The sequence below is a fragment of the Flavobacteriales bacterium genome (assembly GCA_016779995.1).
Lineage (GTDB): Bacteria > Bacteroidota > Bacteroidia > Flavobacteriales > UBA7312 > UBA8444.
On record JADHMO010000002.1, the window covers coordinates 208,265 to 231,001 of the forward strand.

General features: G+C 35.2%; 22 protein-coding genes. 7 read left to right on the plus strand and 15 right to left on the minus strand.

The window, feature by feature from the left end; genetic code table 11:
- Positions 1–2 precede the first annotated feature (2 nt).
- Positions 3–677, plus strand: a complete 675-nt coding sequence (locus ISP71_02830) for a 2-C-methyl-D-erythritol 4-phosphate cytidylyltransferase (protein ID MBL6663016.1) — start codon at positions 3–5, stop codon at positions 675–677.
- Here the strand turns inward: ISP71_02830 and ISP71_02835 are convergent.
- Positions 669–1,802, minus strand: a complete 1,134-nt coding sequence (locus ISP71_02835) for an amidohydrolase family protein (protein MBL6663017.1) — start codon at positions 1,800–1,802, stop codon at positions 669–671. The two genes, ISP71_02830 and ISP71_02835, sit on opposite strands and share 9 nt — an antisense overlap.
- A gap of 33 nt (positions 1,803–1,835) precedes the next feature.
- On the opposite strand from ISP71_02835, the gene rlmN reads away from it, so the two are divergent.
- Genes rlmN through dnaG form a run of 3 tightly spaced genes read left to right on the plus strand, consistent with a single transcriptional unit; the run spans position 1,836 to position 5,804 of the window.
- Entirely contained in the window at positions 1,836–2,885 is a 1,050-nt protein-coding gene (gene rlmN / locus ISP71_02840) for a 23S rRNA (adenine(2503)-C(2))-methyltransferase RlmN (protein MBL6663018.1), read from the plus strand.
- A gap of 31 nt (positions 2,886–2,916) precedes the next feature.
- Positions 2,917–3,891 carry a polyprenyl synthetase family protein gene (locus ISP71_02845; GenBank protein ID MBL6663019.1) on the plus strand — a complete coding sequence of 325 codons (975 nt, stop codon included), beginning with the start codon at positions 2,917–2,919 and terminating at the stop codon, positions 3,889–3,891.
- Positions 3,888–5,804 carry a DNA primase gene (gene dnaG / locus ISP71_02850; protein MBL6663020.1) on the plus strand — a complete coding sequence of 639 codons (1,917 nt, stop codon included), beginning with the start codon at positions 3,888–3,890 and terminating at the stop codon, positions 5,802–5,804. Before ISP71_02845 ends, dnaG begins: the two co-directional genes overlap by 4 nt.
- Here the strand turns inward: dnaG and recJ are convergent.
- The 4 genes from recJ to ISP71_02870 are packed head-to-tail and all read right to left on the minus strand — an operon-like array spanning position 5,796 to position 10,113.
- A complete protein-coding gene (gene recJ, locus ISP71_02855) occupies positions 5,796–7,499 on the minus strand; it encodes a single-stranded-DNA-specific exonuclease RecJ (protein ID MBL6663021.1) in 1,704 nt (567 codons plus the stop codon). The genes dnaG and recJ overlap by 9 nt on opposite strands.
- Before the next feature lies 1 nt (position 7,500).
- On the minus strand, positions 7,501–8,559 hold the full coding sequence (locus ISP71_02860) for a bifunctional 3-deoxy-7-phosphoheptulonate synthase/chorismate mutase type II (protein MBL6663022.1): 1,059 nt from the start codon (positions 8,557–8,559) through the stop codon (positions 7,501–7,503).
- Positions 8,560–9,228, minus strand: a complete 669-nt coding sequence (gene rsmI, locus ISP71_02865) for a 16S rRNA (cytidine(1402)-2'-O)-methyltransferase (GenBank protein MBL6663023.1) — start codon at positions 9,226–9,228, stop codon at positions 8,560–8,562.
- Positions 9,229–9,237: 9 nt separating this feature from the next.
- A complete protein-coding gene (locus tag ISP71_02870; protein ID MBL6663024.1) occupies positions 9,238–10,113 on the minus strand; it encodes a DUF2279 domain-containing protein in 876 nt (291 codons plus the stop codon).
- Between the two features lie 48 nt (positions 10,114–10,161).
- On the opposite strand from ISP71_02870, the gene ISP71_02875 reads away from it, so the two are divergent.
- Positions 10,162–10,719: a thymidine kinase gene (locus ISP71_02875; protein MBL6663025.1), complete on the plus strand. Its 558-nt coding sequence runs from the start codon at positions 10,162–10,164 to the stop codon at positions 10,717–10,719.
- Positions 10,719–11,801 carry an alanine racemase gene (alr, locus tag ISP71_02880; protein MBL6663026.1) on the plus strand — a complete coding sequence of 361 codons (1,083 nt, stop codon included), beginning with the start codon at positions 10,719–10,721 and terminating at the stop codon, positions 11,799–11,801. Before ISP71_02875 ends, alr begins: the two co-directional genes overlap by 1 nt.
- On the opposite strand, the gene ISP71_02885 is transcribed toward alr, so the two are convergent.
- Genes ISP71_02885 through ISP71_02915 form a run of 7 tightly spaced genes read right to left on the minus strand, consistent with a single transcriptional unit; the run spans position 11,786 to position 17,031 of the window.
- Positions 11,786–12,964 carry an O-antigen ligase family protein gene (locus ISP71_02885; protein ID MBL6663027.1) on the minus strand — a complete coding sequence of 393 codons (1,179 nt, stop codon included), beginning with the start codon at positions 12,962–12,964 and terminating at the stop codon, positions 11,786–11,788. The genes alr and ISP71_02885 overlap by 16 nt on opposite strands.
- Positions 12,964–14,625: a PDZ domain-containing protein gene (locus ISP71_02890; protein MBL6663028.1), complete on the minus strand. Its 1,662-nt coding sequence runs from the start codon at positions 14,623–14,625 to the stop codon at positions 12,964–12,966. Before ISP71_02890 ends, ISP71_02885 begins: the two co-directional genes overlap by 1 nt.
- 15 nt (positions 14,626–14,640) lie before the next feature.
- A complete protein-coding gene (gene yidD / locus ISP71_02895; GenBank protein MBL6663029.1) occupies positions 14,641–14,862 on the minus strand; it encodes a membrane protein insertion efficiency factor YidD in 222 nt (73 codons plus the stop codon).
- Positions 14,859–15,236, minus strand: coding sequence for a ribonuclease P protein component (locus ISP71_02900; GenBank protein MBL6663030.1), 378 nt, complete (start codon positions 15,234–15,236; stop codon positions 14,859–14,861). The genes yidD and ISP71_02900 overlap by 4 nt, the downstream gene beginning before the upstream one ends.
- Before the next feature lie 20 nt (positions 15,237–15,256).
- Positions 15,257–16,012 carry a uroporphyrinogen-III synthase gene (locus tag ISP71_02905; GenBank protein ID MBL6663031.1) on the minus strand — a complete coding sequence of 252 codons (756 nt, stop codon included), beginning with the start codon at positions 16,010–16,012 and terminating at the stop codon, positions 15,257–15,259.
- Between the two features lie 41 nt (positions 16,013–16,053).
- Positions 16,054–16,683 carry a DUF4271 domain-containing protein gene (locus ISP71_02910; protein ID MBL6663032.1) on the minus strand — a complete coding sequence of 210 codons (630 nt, stop codon included), beginning with the start codon at positions 16,681–16,683 and terminating at the stop codon, positions 16,054–16,056.
- A complete protein-coding gene (locus ISP71_02915; GenBank protein MBL6663033.1) occupies positions 16,684–17,031 on the minus strand; it encodes a hypothetical protein in 348 nt (115 codons plus the stop codon). It abuts the gene before it with no gap.
- 77 nt (positions 17,032–17,108) lie between these two features.
- On the opposite strand from ISP71_02915, the gene ISP71_02920 reads away from it, so the two are divergent.
- The gene (locus ISP71_02920) at positions 17,109–18,287 is read left to right on the plus strand and encodes an acyl-CoA dehydrogenase family protein (GenBank protein ID MBL6663034.1); all 1,179 of its coding nucleotides are present in this window, start codon (positions 17,109–17,111) and stop codon (positions 18,285–18,287) included.
- Positions 18,288–18,356: 69 nt separating this feature from the next.
- On the opposite strand, the gene ISP71_02925 is transcribed toward ISP71_02920, so the two are convergent.
- The 3 genes from ISP71_02925 to ISP71_02935 form a co-directional block, all read right to left on the minus strand.
- Entirely contained in the window at positions 18,357–20,741 is a 2,385-nt protein-coding gene (locus ISP71_02925; GenBank protein MBL6663035.1) for a ribonucleoside-diphosphate reductase subunit alpha, read from the minus strand.
- Positions 20,742–20,772: 31 nt separating this feature from the next.
- Positions 20,773–21,756, minus strand: coding sequence for a ribonucleotide-diphosphate reductase subunit beta (locus ISP71_02930; protein ID MBL6663036.1), 984 nt, complete (start codon positions 21,754–21,756; stop codon positions 20,773–20,775).
- Positions 21,757–22,122: 366 nt separating this feature from the next.
- Positions 22,123–22,695: a DUF3109 family protein gene (locus ISP71_02935; protein ID MBL6663037.1), complete on the minus strand. Its 573-nt coding sequence runs from the start codon at positions 22,693–22,695 to the stop codon at positions 22,123–22,125.
- Positions 22,696–22,737: the final 42 nt, after the last annotated feature.

The following is a 22,737-nucleotide window of genomic DNA, read 5'->3' on the forward strand; positions in this document are numbered from 1 at the left end:
CAGTGAAACAATATATTATCATAGTTGCTGGGGGTAGCGGAAGCCGAATGGGTTCTTCTATCCCTAAGCAGTTTTTAGACCTCAACTCTAAACCCATTTTGATGCATACCATTGAAAAAATGCACCAAAGTTTAGCTCATTCTGAAATCATTTTAGCACTACCAAAATCTGAGTTCGACACTTGGAAAAAACTTTGTCAAGAACACCAATTTAAAGTGAATCATCAAGTTGTTGAAGGCGGTAACACACGCTTTGAATCAGTAAGTAATGCTTTGAAAAAAGTCAATGAACAATCTGTTGTTGCCATACACGACGGCGTTCGTCCCTTAGTTAAAACTAGCGTGGTGAAGGAATGTATGCAGACAGCACAAGAGAAAGGAACTGCAATTCCAGTCATAGCCATTGAAGAAAGCTTAAGACAAAAAACCGATAGCGGAAGTGTTATTGTAAATAGGGACGAATTCCTTATTGTTCAAACTCCTCAATGTTTTAGTAGTGAGCTTTTGCTAAAAGCCTACCAACAAGACTATTCGCCTACATTTACTGATGACGCTTCAGTTGTAGAAGCTATGGGGATAGAGATACAACTTATTCAAGGCAATAAAGAAAACATCAAAATCACAACGCCAGAAGACTTAAAGAAAGCTCAAGTTTATATCAATTTAATGTCAGAATAACTTTTTAACTTGACTATCTGCTGTTAACTTACCATCTACGATATGATTGATGTAATTGATGCCAGGCATTTTACCTTTTTGAAAAGTTCCTAAAGCATCAAGTCCAAGAAATTCAGCCCCGTTTTTACAAGCCCATTCCATCAATAACTCTAAAGAAACATGAGCTTGTATCGTTTTCATTTCTTCCAAAATAGATAGCGTATCGTTAGATGCTAAACTATCTGTTCCAATCGTCATTTTAGCTTGAGCATCTACAAACTGTTGATAGTTAGGCAATTGATTTTCTATGTATAAATTAGCTTTGGGGCAAGTACACCAATAAAGTTTGTCAAAATTAGATATGGCCTCTAACATATCATCTTCTTTGGTAAAGGTGTTATGCACTAATAAAATAGGAGCATCTGGCAGTAAAGGAAGGGTACTTTGAAGAGCAGTCTTACCAGTGTATTTGAAAAAGTCTTTAGCAATAAGTTGTGACAACAATTGACCACTACCAGTCAAAAACATAGTATCCTCTTCAGGCGTTTCTTGACTGTGAATACTAATAATTTCTCCCTTATTGTGATGTCTAATCTTTTCGAAAAGTGGCAAAGAAACCGAATAGTTAGCGTGGGGTGTCAAAGAGTTGGGTGTGCTACATTCTTGGCTTAGTTTCAGTCCTCGTTCAAATACTTCTGCAGCTTTATGGGGGTTAGATGCAAATAATTCGATGAAGGTATAATAGTATATGGCACTATTAGCTTTTGTAGAAAAGGAATCTGCTGTATTACTGATGTCTGCTACAGCCACAATGCCATTATTATACATCTGTCTATCTGCTAACTTTAAGGCATCGTCTTTTCGTCGCTGACTAGCCTTTCTAATTTGACCTATAGAGTTAATAAAATGTGGTAATCCTGTTTTTGGGGCTAACTCACCCTGCAAGTGTGACAACTCTAAATGACAATGGGTATTGATAAATCCGGGGCAAAGAGCACCTCTAAAATATTCTAACTTAGCACCATCTATCTGCAACTTATTCTCTAGTAAATCTACAATTCTTCCCTCATCATCGACGACCAAAACACCATCATAAATGGGACTAGAAAAAGCCGTAAAAATGATATCTGATGTTAAGTAGCGCATAGAGCGTACAAAGATAGTATCTTTGTACGCTCTATGTCTTTAGATAAAAAAAATATTCGCACACTTACTCTTGACGAACTTAAGGGCTTTTTCAAAGAGAATAATATGCCAATGTTTCGAGCCAAACAAGTATATGAATGGCTATGGAAAAAGTCGGTATCTTCCTTTGAAGAGATGCGTAATGTTTCTAAAGAAACTATTCAATTGTTAGATGAGCACTTTGTTATTCTACACGCCAAAATTACAGAATCACAAAAAAGTGCTGACCGCACCATAAAATCTGCTTTTGGTCTTTACGACAATAATAATGTTGAAGGGGTTTTAATCCCTACCAAAAGTAGAATGACAGCTTGTATATCTTCTCAAGTAGGTTGTAGTTTAACATGTAAATTTTGTGCTACTGGCAAACTAGATAGATTAAGGAATTTAAATGCTGATGAGATTTACGACCAAGTATTTATGCTAAACGAACAAGCCCTAAGCAATTACAATCAAAAGTTGAGTAATATTGTTTATATGGGTATGGGCGAACCCCTCCTAAACTATAGAAATGTTCTTGAGTCAATCGATAAAATCACCTCGACAGATGGACTTGGTATGTCGCCCAAACGTATTACAGTTTCTACTGCTGGAATAGCAAAGCTGATAAAAAAGCTAGGCGACGATGAAGTCAAATTTAATCTGGCACTTTCCTTACACGCTGCTAATGATAAGAAGCGTGACTATATAATGCCTATTAATGAACAAAATTCCTTAGATGCATTAAAAGACGCCATTATCTATTTTTATGAAAAAACACAAACAAGAATAACCTACGAATACATCATTTTCAAGGACTTTAATGATGAAATTAGCGATGCCCAAGAACTTGCTAGCTTTGCAAAAATTACGCCCTGTAAAATCAATATTATTGAATATAACCCTATTGACGATGGCGAATTTCAACAAGCCAATAGAGAAAAAGTAGATGCTTTTGTTAGCTATCTAGAAAGCAAAAACCTTATTGTAAACGTCAGGAGAAGTCGAGGAAAAGACATAGACGCCGCTTGTGGTCAACTTGCCAATAAACTCGTAAAATCCTAGTATCTTTGTACCCCCCTTCTAAATACTTTAGATGAACAGCATAAAAGAGATTAAAAAGCCCATTCAACAAGAGATGCTCATGTTTGAAAAGAAGTTTAAAGACTCCTTAAATAGCAAGGTACCTCTTTTAGATAAAATATTACACTATATCGTAAAACGTAAGGGTAAGCAAATGCGTCCAATGTTTGTTTTTCTTAGCGGCAAACTTTTTGGTGAAATCAACGAGAGCAGTTTCAGAGCAGCCTCACTCATTGAACTTTTACATACAGCCACATTAGTACACGACGACGTTATTGACGATGCCAATATGCGAAGAGGATTTTTCTCTATAAATGCCCTTTGGAAAAATAAAATTGCAGTACTTGTTGGAGATTATCTCTTATCTAAAGGCTTACTTATGTCTTTAGAAAATGAAGAATACGACTTATTACAGATTGTTTCTAAAGCAGTCAAAGAAATGAGTGAAGGAGAGCTTTTACAAATAGAAAAAGCCCGTAAACTTGACATCGAAGAAGACGTATATTTTGAAATTATCAGACAAAAAACAGCAACACTCATTGCGGCTTGTTGTGCTAGTGGTGCTGTGGCTGCCAAGCAAGACCAAGAAACTGTCGAGCGTATGCGAAAATTTGGAGAGCTCATAGGTATCGCTTTTCAGATGAAAGACGACCTATTCGATTACTACAACGAAGATGTTATAGGCAAACCCACAGGTATTGATATCAAAGAGCAAAAGATGACTTTACCTCTTATCTATGCCCTAAGAAATTGCGATAGAAAACAAAAGAAGTTCATTATTCAAACTGTAAAAAATCACAATACCAATACTGCGCGAGTTTCTGAGGTACTAGATATAGTTAAAAAAAGTGGCGGGATAAACTATACAATTGAGAAAATGAAATCCTACCAAGAAGAAGCCTTGAGTTTGTTGAAAACTTTTGATGACAATGAAAGCCGAAAGTCTTTAGAACTTTTAGTAAATTTCGTCATCGAAAGAAAGAAATGATTCCAAAGGAAACCATAGATACCATTTTTGAAACAGCCCGAATAGAAGAGGTTGTTGGAGACTTTGTTACTCTGAAAAAAAGAGGCGCAAATATGCTCGGTAATTGTCCCTTTCACGACGAAAAAACTCCTTCTTTTACCGTTTCTCCTACTAAAAATATTTATAAGTGTTTCGGCTGTGGTAAAGGTGGACATGCTGTGAACTTCGTTATGGAAATTGATCAGCTATCTTATCCCGAGGCTCTCAAATATATCGCCAAAAAGTACAATATTGAAGTTCCAGAAGAGGAGCAAACCCCTGAGCAGATAGAGAAATCTAACCTAAGAGAAAGTTTATTTATCGTTAATTCATTCGCCAATGATTACTTTCAGAATAGCTTACATAAAACCGTGGAAGGTAAAGCCGTAGGCTTAAGCTACTTCAAAGAACGAGGTCTTTCGGAAGAAATGATAAATAAATTTCAGTTGGGCTACAATCCTGACAGTTGGGACGCTTTTACAAAGTCTGCGCTAGAATCATCCTATAAGCAAGAATATTTAGAAAAAACAGGCTTAAGTATTTTCAAAGAAGACAAGGCTTTTGATAGGTTTAAAGGGCGAATTATTTTCCCCATTCATAGCATTTCAGGTAGAATACTCGGCTTTGGTGGACGAGCCCTTAAAAAAGATGAAAAGGCAAAATACCTCAACTCTCCAGAAAGTGAGATTTATCACAAAGGGAAAGTCTTGTATGGTATGCACTTCTCCAAGTCTGCCATAGTAAAAAATGACAATTGCTTAATCGTTGAAGGCTATACAGATGTTATATCCATGCATCAATCGGGCATAGAAAATGTGGTAGCATCATCTGGCACCGCTCTTGGCTCAGAACAAGTAAAACTGATTGGTCGATATACCAAAAACATTACCCTTCTATTCGACTCTGATAATGCAGGAATTAAGGCTGCCACAAAAGCCATTGACCTAATACATGCCGAAAGCATGACCGTCAAAGTAGCACTTTTACCAGAAGGCGAAGACCCCGATAGTTATGCCAAAAAATATGGAGGAGAAGGACTAACCAATTACATCAATGAACAAGCTCAAGATTTCATAGAGTTCAAAATTAACTTACTAGATGAAAAAAGTAAAAATGACCCCATCAAAAAAGTAAATCTCATTAGTGAAATTATGCAATCTATTGCTAAAATTCCTGATGGTATTACTAGGGAGGTTTACATTGACAAATGCAGTAAGCTATTAGAAATTGGAAAGCAAGAATTAGATAATAAAGTACACGAGCTAATTCATAAAGATAAAGCTGCTAATAAAATACAAAGTGAAGTAGTCAATAAAGTAGAAGATACCGCTACCCCTACAAAAAACCCTACTAAGTCAGAATTTCAAGAAAAGGACGTTATTCGCTTTATGTTACAATATGGCGATTACCAGATAAATCCTTACGACGAACAGACAAAAACTACTGAAGAAGATAAAATTTATGTCATACAATATATTTTGATTGAGTTTAAAGACGAAAACCTTTTTTCAAACCCCAATTACGCATTAATCTATAAAACATACGAAGAAGCTATAAATCAAGGTACACTGTTAACAGAAGAATATTTTACTCAACATAAAAATCCTGTTATTTCTCAAGTTGCTGTTGATATTATTAGCAATCAACATTCCATAAGTGAGAAATGGAAAAAACACGGCATTTATACAGAAACTGAAGAAATGCAGTTAAAAAAAGCGGTTGACACAGCCATTTATTCTCTTAAAATTGCCAAAATATCAGAACTCATAGAGACTAAAAACATAGAGTTATCTAAGGAAGACAATGATGATACAAACCTACTTGTTGAAATCAACAATATGTTGAAAATTAAACGAGAAATTTCTGAAAAACTAGGTAGAATTGTCTTAAGGTAAGGTGTTGTTCCTGATATCTTTAATTCTCAATTGAAGGTTAGAATTACCATTCCATTCATTTAAATCCAAAACAAAACAAACATCAAAAGGTTGCTTGTCCTTTATAGTAGAAAAATAGTCAGACATGCCAAAGCCTATCCCGTCCAATGTCTTTGAATTATGGTTATCAGTAATGGCCAATTTGAGGTGGTTTTTATCTTGTCCTATTACACGTCCAGAACCATTATCAATGACTCCTTTTGTCATAAAAACAGGTCTGCTATTTGAAGGCCCAAAAGGAGCCATTTGTTCAATAATTCGATGCGTTTTCATAGTAATATCTTCCATAGACATTTCGAGGTCAATATAAATCTTTGGGGTTTGCATCTCTGCAGTAATGGTAGAGCTTACCACATCTTCAAAACGTTGAATAAAAGCAGTAAGGTTTTCTTTTTTTAATGTCAATCCTGCGGCATATTTATGACCCCCAAATTGCTCTAATAAATCTGAACAAGCATCAATAGCTTCATAAACATCAAAACCACTTACCGAACGAGCTGAGCCCGTTAATTTGCCATTACTTTCAGTTAAAACAATTGTGGGTCTGTAATGTGTTTCTATAAGTCTTGAAGCTACTATACCAACTACTCCTTTATGCCATTTATCACTACAAACTACTGTTGAATAAGCATTTGGCACTATCATAGCTAAAGCCTCTTGTGTAATGCTTTTGTCTAATTCTTTTCTAGTAATGTTATGGTTATCAATATAATCTGCTTTTTCTTTTGCTATTGAAAAGTCCTGTTGTACAAGTAACTCTACCGCCTTATTGCCATGCTCTATTCTACCAGCCGCATTGATTCTTGGAGCTAAGCCAAATACAACATCGGAAATGTTAAAGGTCTCTTTTCTATTGGCAACATCCATTAGGGCTTTCAATCCAATTCTTGGACTAGCATTGAGTTGTTGCAACCCATAAAAAGAAAGCACTCGGTTTTCATCAATCATAGGTACAATATCAGCAGCTATACTAACCACCACTAAATCTAAAAGTGGCACTAATTCTTCAAAAGGTAAATTGTATTGTTGATGATAAGCTTGTGCTAATTTAAACCCCACACCACACCCACAAAGCTCTTTAAAAGGATAATCACAATCGCTTCTTTTAGGGTCTAAAACAGCTACAGCTAAAGGCAAAGTATCTCCTGGTCTGTGATGGTCACAAATGATAAAATCAATGTCTTTAGTTTTGGCGTAAGCCACTTTTTCAACAGCTTTAACTCCACAATCTAAGCATACAATTAATGAGAAATTATTGCTTTTAGCATAATCTATACCCTTATATGAAACACCATAACCTTCATCGTATCTATCAGGAATGTAATATTCTACATACTTACATTTTTCCTTTAAAAAAAGATACATCAATGAAACGGCAGTAGTTCCATCTACGTCATAGTCGCCATAGACAAGAATCTTTTCATCACTACTTATAGCCCTATGCAGACGCTCCACAGCTTTATCCATATCCTTCATCAAAAAAGGATTGTAAAGGTCTGATAATTGTGGTCTAAAAAATTGTTTGGCTTCCTCAAAAGTTTTTATCCCTCTTTGAGCAAGTAAAGTAGCAACAAGTTCAGAAACTCCTAGACTTTCTTGTAAAGCACATACAATGTCCTTGTCAGGTAAAGCTTTTAAAGTCCACAAATTTTGCATGTCACTTATTTAAAATATGAGTTTGAGTAAGAACAGAATGTTTATGAATAAGTTCAAATAATTCGCCAATCATTTGAGGGTCTAAATTGATGTCACGCCCCCAGTCTTTTCTAGATTTTAGTATTTCGAACCAACGTTCTATCTGTAATATAGTGACTGCATTTTCTTTTTTGTAACGACCTATCTCTTTTACTATTTCGGTTCTTTGACCTACAATATCGACCAACTTTTTATCAATAGCATCAATTTCTGAGCGTAGGTTGTTGAGTAATGTTCTGAACTCAGTATTGGGATTGGTTGAAGATCTCAAAATTAGATTATCCAATAAAACACCTAATTCTTTGGGCGTAATTTGTTGTTGTGCATCGCTTAATGCAAGGCTTGGATTGTAGTGAGTTTCTATCATGAGTCCGTCCATGTTCAAGTCCATAGCTGTCTGCGAAACTTCACTTAACATTTGTGGTGCTCCAGAAATATGGCTAGGATCACAAATAATTGAGAGTTCAGGCACTAGACGCTTGAGTTTAATGGGGATTTCCCATTTTGGCTCATTCCGAAATGCTGATTTTTCTAAGGTGAAAAAGCCACGATGAATAGCCGATAATTGACTTACACCAACTTGACTCAGTCTCTCAATAGCACCTATCCATAAGCTCAACTCTGGATGTAAAGGATTTTTAATCATGACCTTAACATCAACACCTCTTAAAGCCTCTGCTATTTCTTGAACATAAAAGGGATTGACCGTTGTTCTTGCTCCAAGCCACAATACGTCTATATCAGCTTTTAAACACGCTTCAACATGCCGAGCATTTGCAACTTCTGTGGCTACTTTCAATGGGGTTTCTTGTTTCACCACTTTTAACCATTCTAAAGCCTTGTTCCCAACACCTTCAAATGAATTAGGACGTGTTCGGGGCTTCCAAATCCCTGCTCTAAAAATGGTTGCTTTATCTTCTAACCCTTTTGCAGTAGCTAATAGCTGCTCTTGACTTTCTGCACTACAAGGTCCAGCAATAATAAGTGGCTTTTTAAACTCTTGTTTTTTTATCTCTATCATTTATTTCCCCTCTAATACAATAACAAATTCTCCTTTGGGTTCTTTAGTTTCAAAGTGAGCTAACACTTCCGCAACACTTCCCCTAATTGTTTCTTCAAATTTCTTGCTAATTTCTCTTGAAACAGAAACATTTCTATCCCCTCCCATAAATTCGACAAATTGTGCTAATGTTTTTTTAACTCTATATGGAGATTCATAAAACACCATCGTTTTGGTTTCTTCTGCCAAAATTTTTAAGCGAGTCTGTCTTCCTTTTTTCTGTGGCAAAAAGCCCTCAAAAACAAACTTTTCACAAGGCAGACCAGAATTAACAAGTGCAGGAACAAAAGCTGTAGCACCAGGCAAACAATCTACCTCAACATTGTTTTTCACACATTCCCTAACCAATAAAAAACCAGGGTCAGAAATAGCTGGAGTTCCAGCGTCTGTAATTAATGCAATAGTTTTCCCATCTAACAAAAGCTCAATCCATTTCTCTACCGTTTTATGCTCATTATGCATATGATATGAACGCATAGGAGTAGATATTTGGTAGTGTGCCATTAATTTAGCACTAGTACGTGTGTCTTCAGCTAAGATTAGGTCTACTTCTTCTAGTATACGAACTGCTCTGAAAGTAAAATCTTCTAGATTTCCAATAGGTGTGGGAACTACAAACAATTTTGCCATTACACAAATTTAAAAGAAAATAGGGTAAAACTTGGTTTCAGGAGTGATTAAGATAGCTGGTGCAGGGATTTTTATATAATTCAACCAATGTTTAACCCGCTTTGCCGTCGGTGTATCCCAACGTTTGAGCACACGCTTTAAATCATAGTCTAATGCAATATAAATTTCGTTGTTGCCTCCAACTTTTGTGCCTCCAGGCGTGAGGTATTGAGTATCATCTAATCCAAAACCAATAGAAAGCCCAACATCTATATTCCTATCTTTTAATGGATAAACGGTTAACCAATAGGTTTGATTTACATAATCATCCTGATAGGCATGTGGATGAGGCGGTGCCCAAGGTTTTTGTTGCTCGCCAAGTTCCCAATACCGATTACTTCTTTTGTAATAACTCATTTTGAAATCGATATATTTCATAGGCTTCCAGTACCTTTCTGCAACAGGTACTAATGCCCCAATAGAGCCTGTTCCAAAATCCCAAACGCTAAAACCCCAGTAAGGAGCATAAGCATCTTTCATCTCTATTGCCAACTGTATAAAAGAACCCATAGCTGCTCCGTACCAATACGATTTCTTTTCATTCATACCTGCCCATTTCAAATTAGAATGAAAAAGGTCTGCAACTAGTACACCTCCAAAAAAGTGACCGCCTTTATCTATATTTCTAGCATATCTAAGGTCTGAACCATCGTCAAAATGAAATGATGTAGATTGATCGCTCCACCAAGAATTTTGAACATAAATGTAAGAGCCTCCTAATACAGATGCACCACTAGCTAAAACAATACCTAATCTATAAGGATTAATTTTAGTACTATCAGCTTGTGAATAGGCACTAAAACTGTTACTTAAAAAGAAAAGAATGATAAGAAAATAACTTCTCATAGTATTAGATGTAAATCAATGCTTACATTTGTTTACAAAGTTAATCGAATGTTTTTAGAAAAGAATAAAATTAGAAAAGGAAGTATTGAAGTCATTTGTGGTTCTATGTTCTCAGGCAAAACAGAGGAGTTAATTAGAAGACTTGGACGGGCTAAAATAGCTAAGCAAAGTGTAATTATCTGCAAGCCGGCTATTGAAGATAGGTACGATAAAGATAAAGTGGTGTCCCATAATATGAGGGCAATAGATTGTAAAGCTGTAGAGGATGCAACTGATATTATCGAATTATGCCAGGATAAAGAAGTAGTAGGTATTGATGAAGCACAATTTTTCAACAATAATTTAGTTGGAGTGTGTAACCAATTAGCAAATCAGGGGGTTCGTGTTATTATTGCTGCTTTAGACATGGACTATGAAGGCAATCCCTTTGAACCTATCCCACAATTGATGTCTATTGCAGAAGATGTAACTAAAGTTCGAGCTATTTGTATACAGTGTGGCGATTTAGCTAATTATTCATACAGAATAGTAGATAAAGACGAGCAAATACTATTGGGTGAGAAAAACGAATACGAAGCCCGTTGCAGAAATTGTTTTAGTAGATAATGCCCAATACCCACGAAACCATACTACATGTCAACCTCGATACTCTTGAGGCTAACTTTAACTTTCTTAAAAGTAAGCTTCCTGATGGGGTAAAAACTATTGCAGTGGTTAAAGCTTTTGCTTATGGTTTGGGTGATATAGAAATTTCAAAACACCTAGAAAAATTGGGCGTTCACGCTTTTTGGGTGGCCGACTTTGAGGAAGGCGTTCAATTACGAAAAGAAGGAATCACTAAGCCAATAATTGTAGCCAACCCTGGATACAAAAGCATAAATACAATAATTAAATATCAATTAGAGCCTGTAATATTTAATCACAGACTTCTTGAGTTATATGCCAAGTGTCAACAAAAGGTTTCTATTCATTTGAAGTTTAATACAGGTATGAATAGATACGGTTTTGAAGCAACTGACATACAAGAAATTATTCCAATACTTAAAAACAATCCTCAACTCAATATAGAGAGTGTATGTTCGCATTTGTCATCTTCTAATGACCCTAATAAAGATGATTTTAGTGAACGACAAATTCAGCGATTTATAGACATACGTAATAATTTAGAAAACTCTCTCGGAATACATATTCCATCTCATGTAATGAATAGTAATGGAGCTATGCGTTTTGAAACTGAATCTAACGAATGGGTTAGGTTAGGGATTGCTCTATATGGAGGATTAGAACATCCTAATTTGAAACAAATTTTCAGCTTAAAAAGTGTAATCAGTCAAACAAGATTTATCAAAAAAGGTCAGAGCGTAGGATATCAAAACTCATTTATAGCGGACAAAGATATGCACATTGCAGTTATACCTGTTGGATATGCCGACGGACTCAATAGAAAATTAGGAAACCAAAATGGGCAAGTCTTCATCAAGGATACGGCATGTCCAATAATCGGTGATATAAGTATGGATAGCTTTGTAGCTGACATTTCTGAAGTCTATGCTGAAGAAGGACAAGAGGTTACTATTTTTAGTCCTAAATACAGTGTTTCTAAATTAGCACACGATTTGGACACCATTCCCTACGAAATAATGGCAACTCTCAACCGTAGGATAAAACGTATTTACTCGAAAGAGTAAGTCGAAAAAATGAAAGATAGATAACAATACAAAACTGCTGTATTGTGATTTTGAAAATAGGTGTCTGTCAACATTATTACCAAAAAAATAGCAGGAAAAATCATCCGAAAATACCCTTGATTAAGCGACTGATATGCCTTAAGCTGAAAAAAGAATATGGATAAAAAAACCACTAGTCCTATCAATCCAAGTTCAAACCAAATGAAAAGGTAATTATTGTGAGGTGTTTTGTGAACCCCAGCAAGGGTTTTAGTAGCGTGTTCACTAATTGAAGAAAACTCTTTTACAAAACTACCAGTGCCATAACCTAATACTGGCTTTTCTTTTATTTTTTCATACGAATACTTATAAAGATAATAGCGGGTATTTATACTATTGACCTTATTTTTTTCTAACTGAGTAAGTTCTATTCGAATGCTATCTATTCTTTTCTTAAAATGAGGAGATAAAAAATAAGCCGATGTATTTATTGCTAAGATTGCTATAACCGAAAATATTAAGACCCGTTTCTTATACCAAAAAGCAAGTAAAGAAAAGGATAAGAAAATAAGTATAAAAGCAAGCTGTCCAGATCTACCATTTTCAGTATATAGACTCAATAAATATAAGGTGGAAATAAAAATTAATACTATTCTTAACTTTTTATTGGAATAGTTATTGAACAATATAAAAAAGGTGACAAGTAATGAAAAAGCTAAAAATACATTATGATCTGTGTAAGTCATGAAGGCCGGATAATGCCAATTTTTAGCAAAAATAGAGGAGTATTTAAAGAGATGATTTATCCATCCTAGATTTATCAAATTGGCAATGAGAGCAGATAATGTTGTCGCTGAAAGAAAGGCAAATAAAGAATATTTTACCTCTTTTTGACTAAAGTTAAGCGTGTATAAAATAGGTAAAAGTATGAGTATTGCACTTTTTTGAAATAGCCATTTAGCCCCCTGATGATTAGTCCCCCAAAGCATACCCACTACATAAAGAAAAAGTAAAGCCATCAAGGAAAGTAGCCAAGGGTTGGATTTAATCTTATTCCACTTTGATATAAACTGACCTTCAAACAACCATAAAATAGCAAGAGAAAAAACAGCTACGTCAGTTACAAAAATTGATATAGGAGCAAAAAATGCTAAGGTAATTAATGCTATTCCTTTGGGTTTCATTACTGAATGCTATCACCACGAAGGATAGCGTCATAAAGCTCCATATTGTCCAAAACTTCAATGGCTTTTGCTATTTCTTCGTCATGCTTTATAGTAGTTTCAATTTTTCCTTTTTGATAAAAATATCGTGTTACAATTTCCATTTCTAAAAGCTCACTTATCTCGGATTTGAAGCGTTCGATATCGTTATTTTTACTTTCTTCCATTTTTGAACTTAACTCTTCCAATTGTTCTTGTAATTCGGTAAGATATTTTTCCCCTTCAGCGTCTTTTTCAAGATTTTTAATGGCCTTTTCGGTTTTAGTTTCGTACTCATATTCCTTGTCCTTGAGGTATTGCTTGAATTGATTATAAACATCATCGCTAATAACAAAAGATTTTGCATCATCAATAGATTCATTATTTCTTTTATACTGATTAGCAAAATTGAAAATATGACGTTTAGATACTAAACTTCTCAAAATATTACTGAATTTCTCTGGTTCAATTGTAATATCCGGCGTAATTCCTCCACCATCAAAAACAGAACGCTCATTGACTAAGGTCTTGAATTCTGTTCGCAGACTATCAGGCACTTTTCCTACGCTTCCATCTTCGTCTCTATTGGAGTAGTCGAGTGCTTGGATACATCTTCCGCTAGGGATATAATATTTTGCAGTAGTTACCTTTAGCTGGGCATTGTAGCTCAATTTTCTAGTTTGCTGAACCAACCCCTTACCAAAACTGCGTTGGCCTATTACAACACCTCTATCAAAATCTTGTACCGCTCCTGAAACTATTTCAGATGCAGAAGCTGAACTTCTGTTTATCAGTACTACTAAAGGAATTTCTGTATCAACAGCCTCGTTTCTGGCTTTATAGCTTTTATCCCAATCTTTAATTTTTCCTTTGGTAAAAACAATTTCTTTACCTCTATCAATAAAAATATTAGCCATACTAATAGCCTCATTTAGAAGCCCACCTGGGTTGCCTCTCAAATCTAAAACCAAACCTTTTAATTCATTGTTGGCATTCATATCTTTATAAGCATCAATCACTTCTTTAGAGATGTTGCGAGTAAAAGAACGGGTTTTGATATAGCCAATGCTGTCAGAAATTAACCCATAATACGGCACCGAATTGAGTTTGATTTCTTCTCTTATTATTTCTACCTCAAAAGGTTTGGCAAGACCTTCTCTTTCTATCAATACTTTAACGGCTGTATTAGGTTCACCTTTTAGCACTTTACTGACATCTTCAGTTGACTTACTTTTAGCAGATTCGCCAGCAATTTCAACAAACTTATCTCCAGCAATAAGTCCAGCTTTATCGGCAGGAAAACCTTCATAAGGTTCACTAACATATACCCAGTCACCATTTTTTGTAATAACAGCTCCTATACCTCCATACTGTCCTGTCGTCATAAATTCAAAATCTTCCTTTTCAGATTCAGGAATATAGGTGGTATAAGGGTCAAGGGATTCCAACATAGCATCTATTGCTGTTTTCATCAGTTCACCTGCGTCAGTTTCGTCAACATAATAAATGTTTAACTCTTTGTATAGAGAACTAAAAATGTCTAGGTTTTTAGATATTTCAAATAAGTTATCTACAAAGCCAAGAGATAAAATACTGGCTATTGACAAGCCAATGACAAGTGTGTATTTTTTAATTTTTTTCATTGTTCTTATTGAGTATTAAGGGACTGGATCATGACCATGACCACCCCAAGGATGACAGCTTGATAGTCGCTTAATGGTTAACCACAAACCTTTATAAGGTCCGTGTTTTTTTATTGCTTGAAGTCCATATTCTGAACAACTAGGAGTGTATCTACATCGTGGCGAAAACAAAGGTGAAATTGCTCCTTTGTAAAATAAAATTATAGCTCGTAGCAACACTGAAATTAGTTGTCTCATACTTCATCTGCTAAACGTTGTAAAGTTACACTTATTTTATCTTCAATTTCATTAAATGATAAAATGCTTGGCAAAGTATAAACTAACATTAAATTGATGGATTTATTTTCTTGCAATAATTTTTCTACAAGAAGGTACTTTTGTTTTCTGTAGGCTTCTCTTACCAAACGTTTTATATGATTGCGTTGACTAGCCTTGGATAGTCTTTTCTTAGGAACACTTATTGCTACTTTGATTGTTGATTGTAAAGTGTCATCTTCTTGCCAGATGGCTTTAAATGGAAATTCATACAACCTTTCTCCCTCTGAAAAAAGAGTTTCAATTCTAAGAGAACTGCAGAGCCTATCTTCTTTTGAAAAATGCTGTGAGACCATAGTACAAAAAAGGAAATAAACTAACGCTTATTTACCTGCTTTATATATTGTTCAAGTGCCATTGTCATGGATGGATTTTCTGGACTTGGTGCTTTTATATTGAGTTTTAGCCCCGCATCAGAAACTGCTTTAGACGTAGTAGGCCCGAAGGCTGCTATACGTGTTTTATTTTGCTTGAAATTAGGGTAATTCTGATAGAGTGATTTAATCCCTGAAGGCGAATAAAACACTAAAATATCGTAAAATACATTTTCCAAATCTGAAAGGTCGCTGCATACAGTTTTATACATAATCGCCTTAGTAAAATCAAAGCCACTTTTGTCCAAAAATTCGGGAATACTATCTTTCAAAATATCAGAGCAAGGCAATAAAAATTTACTGTCTTTATTCTTCTTCAACACAGGCAATAAATCTTCAATTTTTTGTCTTCCAATAAATACTTTACGCTTTCTATAAGTAATGTATTTTTGTAAGTAATAAGCAATTGCTTCTGAAACACAAAAATACTTCATCTCTTCAGGGACAGTAATACGGGTAGCTTCACACATTCTAAAGAAATGATCCATTGAGTTTTTACTCGTAAAAATTACCGCATTATGACTAAGAATACTTATCTTTTGTTGACGGAATTCTTTAGCTGTTAATCCCTCAACATGAATAAATGGTCTAAAATCAATCTTCACATTACATTTCTTTGCTAAGCTGAAATAGGGTGACTTGTCAGATTCGGGTTTGGGCTGAGAAACCAAAATGGTCTTAACTTTATTCTCTTTCAAAAGACTGTTTGTTTAGTGTTCCACATTATACCAAAAGCAATTTAATAAAGGTGTTTTATTATAATTATAATTGGCAAAATTTCGAATGTGCAAAGATATATAATAATATGGGCTTTAGGAAGTGAACTTTTAAAAAAACTTAAATATAGCATTCTTAGCCATTTGTAAAACAAAGTCATTATCAAAAAAATAGTGATGAATCTAAATACAAAATCCGTTTGTAAAGAGCCATAAAACAAAATTAAAGTTAGAGGAAAAAGCAGTACTCCTACGACTTTTTCATATAAAAAGGACTGAAAAATAACCTCTTCAAACAAATAATTTTTTTCAAAAATATATCCTAAAAAAAGTAAACTTAGGTATTTGGCAATTAAAAATAAACCAACCCAAAAAATAAGTTTTGCAAAATAATTTATGGATGGATTCTGAAAAGAAAGAAACAAAGCAAATGATAAAATAAAAACAGGTAAAAGGTAAAGCTTATGTTTTGAGTTTGTTTCTTCCCTAAGGTATTGATTAGAAAATTTTTGACTATACGATGATTTTAGAATAAGTATGAATTGATTCGAAAAATTAAACTTTAAAATTGCTATGTAGGCTAGTATTAAAAGAAAAGATAAAAACACCCATTGGGTGGACGATATAGGATTTAAGTGTGCTATTAAATCCATTTACTCTAAATATCCATCGTTTATCCAATCGATTAACTTTTGCTTATCGGCATCGGATAGATTGCCAGAGGGCGGCATTCTATAAAATTCATCGTCTGAGTTAAGCCTATCTATCATTGTATTTGTACCATCTAGATAGTTTTTAATGGATTGATAGTTTGTCAAATCTATAATGTATGCATTTTGATTAGGAGAATGACAACCTAAACAAGAAGACTCCAAAATAGTCTTCACACTTGAGTATGTTTCTACTTGAGGAGTAGGGTCAATTGGTTCAGGTATTTCTTCCTTTTTACAAGAAGTAAAAAAGATTGTAAATAAAAGGGCAGAAAAAAGAATTAACCTCATTAAAATTGATTTTCACGCAATTTAGCTATTTATCATAAATTATTCAATAATTTTGTTCTCACTTAATTCAAATTATTATGTCAACAGATTTATTTCAAGCACCCGATTACTTTCAATTAGATGAGCTGCTAAATGACGAACACAAATTAGTTCGTGAAGCTGCTAGAGATTGGGTAAAGAGAGAGGTTTCACCTATCATTGAAGATAGCTGTCAGAAAGCAGAGTTTCCAAAACACCTTATTAGTGGTTTAGCTGAGATTGGTGCTTTTGGGCCTTATATTCCTGCTGAATATGGTGGTGCTGGCTTAGATCAAATTTCTTATGGTCTAATAATGCAAGAATTGGAAAGAGGTGATAGTGGTATTCGCTCGACTGCCTCTGTTCAGTCGTCTTTAGTTATGTATCCCATTTTCAAGTATGGCAACGAAGAACAACGTCAGCGTTTTCTTCCTAAACTAGCTAGTGGCGAAATGGTGGGTTGTTTCGGACTTACTGAACCTGATTTTGGGTCAAATCCGGCAGGAATGGTAACCAACTTTAAAGATATGGGAGACCACTATCTTCTTAATGGTGCTAAGTTATGGATTTCTAATTCTCCCTTTGCTGACATTGCAATTGTCTGGGCAAAAAACGAAGAAGGACGTATTAAAGGCTTGATTGTAGAAAGAGGCATGGAAGGTTTTACCACGCCAGAAACACATAATAAATGGAGTTTAAGAGCTTCTGCAACAGGTGAATTGGTCTTTGATAATGTGAAAGTACCTAAAGAAAATTTATTACCTAATAAAGATGGTCTTGGTGCACCCTTGGGTTGTTTGGATTCAGCACGTTATGGAATTGCATGGGGAACTATTGGTGCCGCTATGGATTGTTATGATACTGCTTTAAGGTATTCTAAACAACGTATGCAATTTGGCAAACCTATTGCAGGCTTTCAATTGCAACAGAAAAAATTAGCTGAAATGATTACTGAAATCACTAAAGCACAATTTATTACTTGGCGATTGGGTGTTCTTAGAAATGAAGGTAGAGCAACTTCTGCACAAATTTCTATGTGCAAAAGGAATAATGTAGATATGGCATTGACTATAGCTAGAGATGCTAGACAAATGCTAGGGGGTATGGGAATTACTGGCGAATATCCTATCATGCGTCATATGATGAACTTAGAATCGGTAGTGACTTATGAAGGAACACACGATATTCATCTCTTAATCACTGGATTAGATATTACTGGAGAAAACGCTTTTAAATAATAAACGCTACACATATACATAAAAAAAGCTCGCTATTCGCGAGCTTTTTTTTGGTTAGCTTGGATTCTGTTATGAACCACAGGCAATACAATCATCAGGATTGTCTATAGAACATGCTATAGCTTCTTCTGCTGTGTATTCTTCTTTGCCAGCTACAACTGGCTCCAACTGAGACTTGGCTTGTTTTTGTACCGTAAACTGAATAGCTTGTGTAGCTGCTTTAGTTCTTAGGTAATACATACCAGTCTTTAGACCTTTCTCCCAAGCGTAAAAATGCATAGAAGTGATTTTACCCATATTAGGTTGGTCAATAAAGAGGTTCAAGGACTGAGATTGATCAATAAAGTGACCTCTATCTGCCGACATATCAATGATGTCTTTCATCTTAATTTCCCAAACCGTCTTGTAAATCGCTTTGATATTTTCAGGAATGGAATCAATAGCTTGGATAGAACCATTTGCTTTTATGATTTCATTTTTCATTTCATCGTTCCATAATCCTAGCCTTACTAAGTCAAGTAGTAGATGCTTATTAACAACTACAAACTCTCCGGATAGTACACGACGTGTGTATATGTTAGAGGTATAAGGCTCAAAGCATTCGTTGTTACCTAATATTTGAGAAGTTGAAGCCGTAGGCATTGGCGCAAGTAGTAAACTATTACGCACGCCGTGCTCTTTAATTTGTGTTCTGAGTTCACCCCATGCCCAACGACCACTGAGGTCTTCATCTTTCTTACCCCAAAGGTTGTGCTGGAATAAGCCTTGAGAAATTGGCGAACCTTCATAGGTTTGATATGCCCCTTCCTCTTTAGCTGTTTCCATAGATGATGTTAGAGCAGCAAAGTAAATCGTCTCAAAAATTTCTTCGTTCAAGGCTTTAGCTTCGGCTGAGTCAAACGGTAAACGTAGCTTGATAAATGTATCGGCTAATCCTTGCACACCTAAACCAACGGGTCTATGACGCATATTAGAGTTTTTAGCCTCAGCAACAGGATAATAATTTCTATCAATTACCTTGTTCAGATTTTTAGTAATAACACGTGTTATTTTGTATAATTTTTCGTGATCAAAAGTATTGGTATCCTCGTCGATGTACATCGGCAAAGCGATAGATGCTAAGTTACATACAGCTACTTCATCTGGTGCGGTGTACTCAATAATTTCAGTGCATAAATTAGAAGAGCGAATCGTACCTAAGTTTTTCTGATTAGATTTTTCGTTACAAGCGTCTTTGTACAACATGTATGGTGTTCCCGTTTCTACTTGAGATTCTACTACTTTTTCCCATAACTCACGAGCACGGATGGTCTTTCTTCCTTTGCCTGCTTTCTCGTATTTTTTGTAGAGTTTTTCAAAGTCTTTACCATAAGTATCGGCTAGACCAGGACATTCGTTTGGACACATTAAAGTCCATTCGGCATCTTCTTTGACACGTTGCATGAACAAGTCTGGCGTCCATAGAGCAAAGAATAAATCTCTAGCTCTCATTTCTTCTTTACCATGGTTTTTTCTTAGATCTAAAAACTCAAATACATCGGCGTGCCATGGCTCAAGATAAATAGCAAAAGAACCTTTTCTTTTCCCTCCACCTTGATCAACATAACGTGCTGTATCATTGAACACTCTTAGCATTGGCACAATACCGTTCGAAGTTCCGTTTGTGCCTCTAATGTACGAACCAGTAGCTCTCACATTGTGAATGCTTAGCCCTATACCACCTGCTGATTGGGATATCTTAGCGCACTGCTTAAGGGTGTCATAAATACCTTCGATACTATCATCTTTCATTGTCAATAAGAAACAAGAAGACATTTGTGGTTTTGGAGTACCTGCGTTGAATAATGTAGGTGTAGCATGAGTGAAGTATTTTTGAGACATCAGCTCATAAGTTTCAATAGCCGATTGAATATCTTCTTTGTGAATACCTATAGCTACACGCATTAGCATATGCTGTGGGCGTTCTGCTATCTTGCCATTAAGACGGAGAAGGTATGAACGTTCTAACGTTTTGAAACCAAAATAGTCGTATCCGAAATCTCTGTCATAAATGATAGTAGAATCCAATAACTCAGCATTCTTGTTTATGATGTTGATAACGTCGTCTGCAATGAGAGGGGCTTTTTTACCGGTCTTAGGATTTACAAAATCGTATAAATCTTTCATTGTTTCTGAAAAGGATTTTTTGGTATCCTTGTGAAGGTTAGAAACTGAAATCCTAGATGCTAATAGTGCATAATCTGGGTGACGGGTAGTCATAGATGCCGATACTTCTGCCGCTAAATTATCCAGCTCTGATGTAGTAACACCTTCATAAATACCTTCAATAACTTTCATTGCTACTGCGGTAGGGTCCACCAAATCGCTAAAGCCATAACATAACTTCTGAATACGGGCTGTAATTTTATCAAACTTTACAGCCTCTTTTCGACCATCTCTTTTTAATACAAACATAAATTCACTGTTTTACTCGTTAAGTAATATTTTAAAAATCATCATCAAATGAGAAGGTGTCTTTGGAGTCATTGCTATCGCTTAAAACACCTGCTTTTTGATAATCTCCCACTCTTTTTTCAAAGAAATTTGTCTTTCCTTCTAAAGAAATCATTTCCATGAAGTCAAATGGATTTTCTGAGTTGTATACTTTTTCACAACCTAACTCGACAAGTAGGCGATCCGTTACAAACTCTAAATATTTGGTCATTAAATCTGAGTTCATACCGATAAGTTTAACCGGTAAAGATTCAACGATAAATTCTCTTTCTATATTCAAGGCATCAACGATAATTTCTTTGATGCGTTCTTTTGGCACCTTGTTGATAAGGTGATTGTTGTGTAGGTGACATGCAAAGTCACAGTGCAAACCTTCGTCTCTACTAATTAATTCATTAGAAAACGTCAGTCCAGGCATTAGTCCTCTTTTCTTTAACCAGAAAATAGAACAGAAAGAACCTGAGAAGAAGATCCCTTCCACTGCTGCAAAGGCAACTAGTCGCTCTGCAAATGAATCACTTTCAATCCATTTTATAGCCCACTCTGCTTTCTTTTTAATGGCGTCAAAGTGTTCTATGGCAGTAAACAATTTGTTTCTTTCTTGCTTGTCCTTAATGTAGGTGTCAATGAGTAATGAGTAGGTTTCTGAATGGATATTTTCCATCATAATTTGGAAGCCGTAGAAAAACTTAGCTTCAGTGTACTGTACTTCATTAACAAAGTTCTCAGCTAAATTTTCATTAACAATACCATCACTAGCTGCAAAAAAAGCTAAAATGTGCTTTATGAAATAACGTTCGTCGTCGTTAAGCTTTGAATCCCAGTCTACTAAATCTTGATGCAAATCAATTTCTTCAGCCGTCCAAAAACTAGCTTCTTGCTTTTTATACCATTGCCAAATATCGTCATGTTGTATAGGAAATAAAACGTAGCGATTAGCGTTTTCTTGCAAGATAGGTTCTGTAGCGTTTGCCATTAGTGTTCAAAATTTAGCGAAAGGAGTTCCTAGAGAAGATTCTATCTTCTCCACCTCTCTGGTTAACTTTATAAATTGTTGGGATTTACTCCAAAACTGCTATTTCAATTGTAAAATTGAGTTACTCGAACGACAATTTTATTGAATTAGCCGACAACAAATGTTTCAAAAAAAATAATGGAAAGCAATTCAATTTTATTCACAATAATTTCAAGTTTTTAACACTACTTCAAATTTTTGGATTCAAAATTTTTGGCCATACTCAAGGGATTTATTTTTTTTTATTTTCTCAACTTTTTTTTAAAAAAATAATGAACGTCAATTCACAATTTTAATTTTTAAAAGTTGATTATTGTTAAAAATAATTTATTCCTTTTTTAACAAACGAGCCGCTTCGGATAATTGGTCAAACCACTCTACACCATAACTTCTAACAAGTGGTTCTTTCAAAAAACGGTAAACTGGGACTTGTAATTTTTGTCCACATTCACAGGCCGGTTGGCAAATATCAATAGACTCATAATTAACAGCCTCAAAATCTCTGTACTTCTTTACTCTAATCGGAAAAAGGTGACAAGAGATGGGTTTTTTAAATTCTATTTTACCATCATTATACGCTTGTTCTATGCTACATTTAGCCGTCCCATCTTGGTCAAAAGAAACAAAAGCACACTCTTTGTTATTGATTAAAGCTGTGGTATTATCGCCATCAGCATCTACTACATACATACCTTGTTGCTCTATAGCCGTTATGCCTTCTTGACGCATGTAAGGTTTTACTTCATCAAAAATTTTAGAAAGAACATCTAGCTCGTCGTCAGCTAGTGGAGCACCAGCATCACCTTCAACACAACAAGCTCCTTTGCATGCTGACAAATCACAAACAAATTGCTTTTCAAAGACATCAAAAGAAACAATTTTATCCTCCACCTGAACCATATAACAAAGATAACGAAACAGCATGTAATAATGTAACGAATA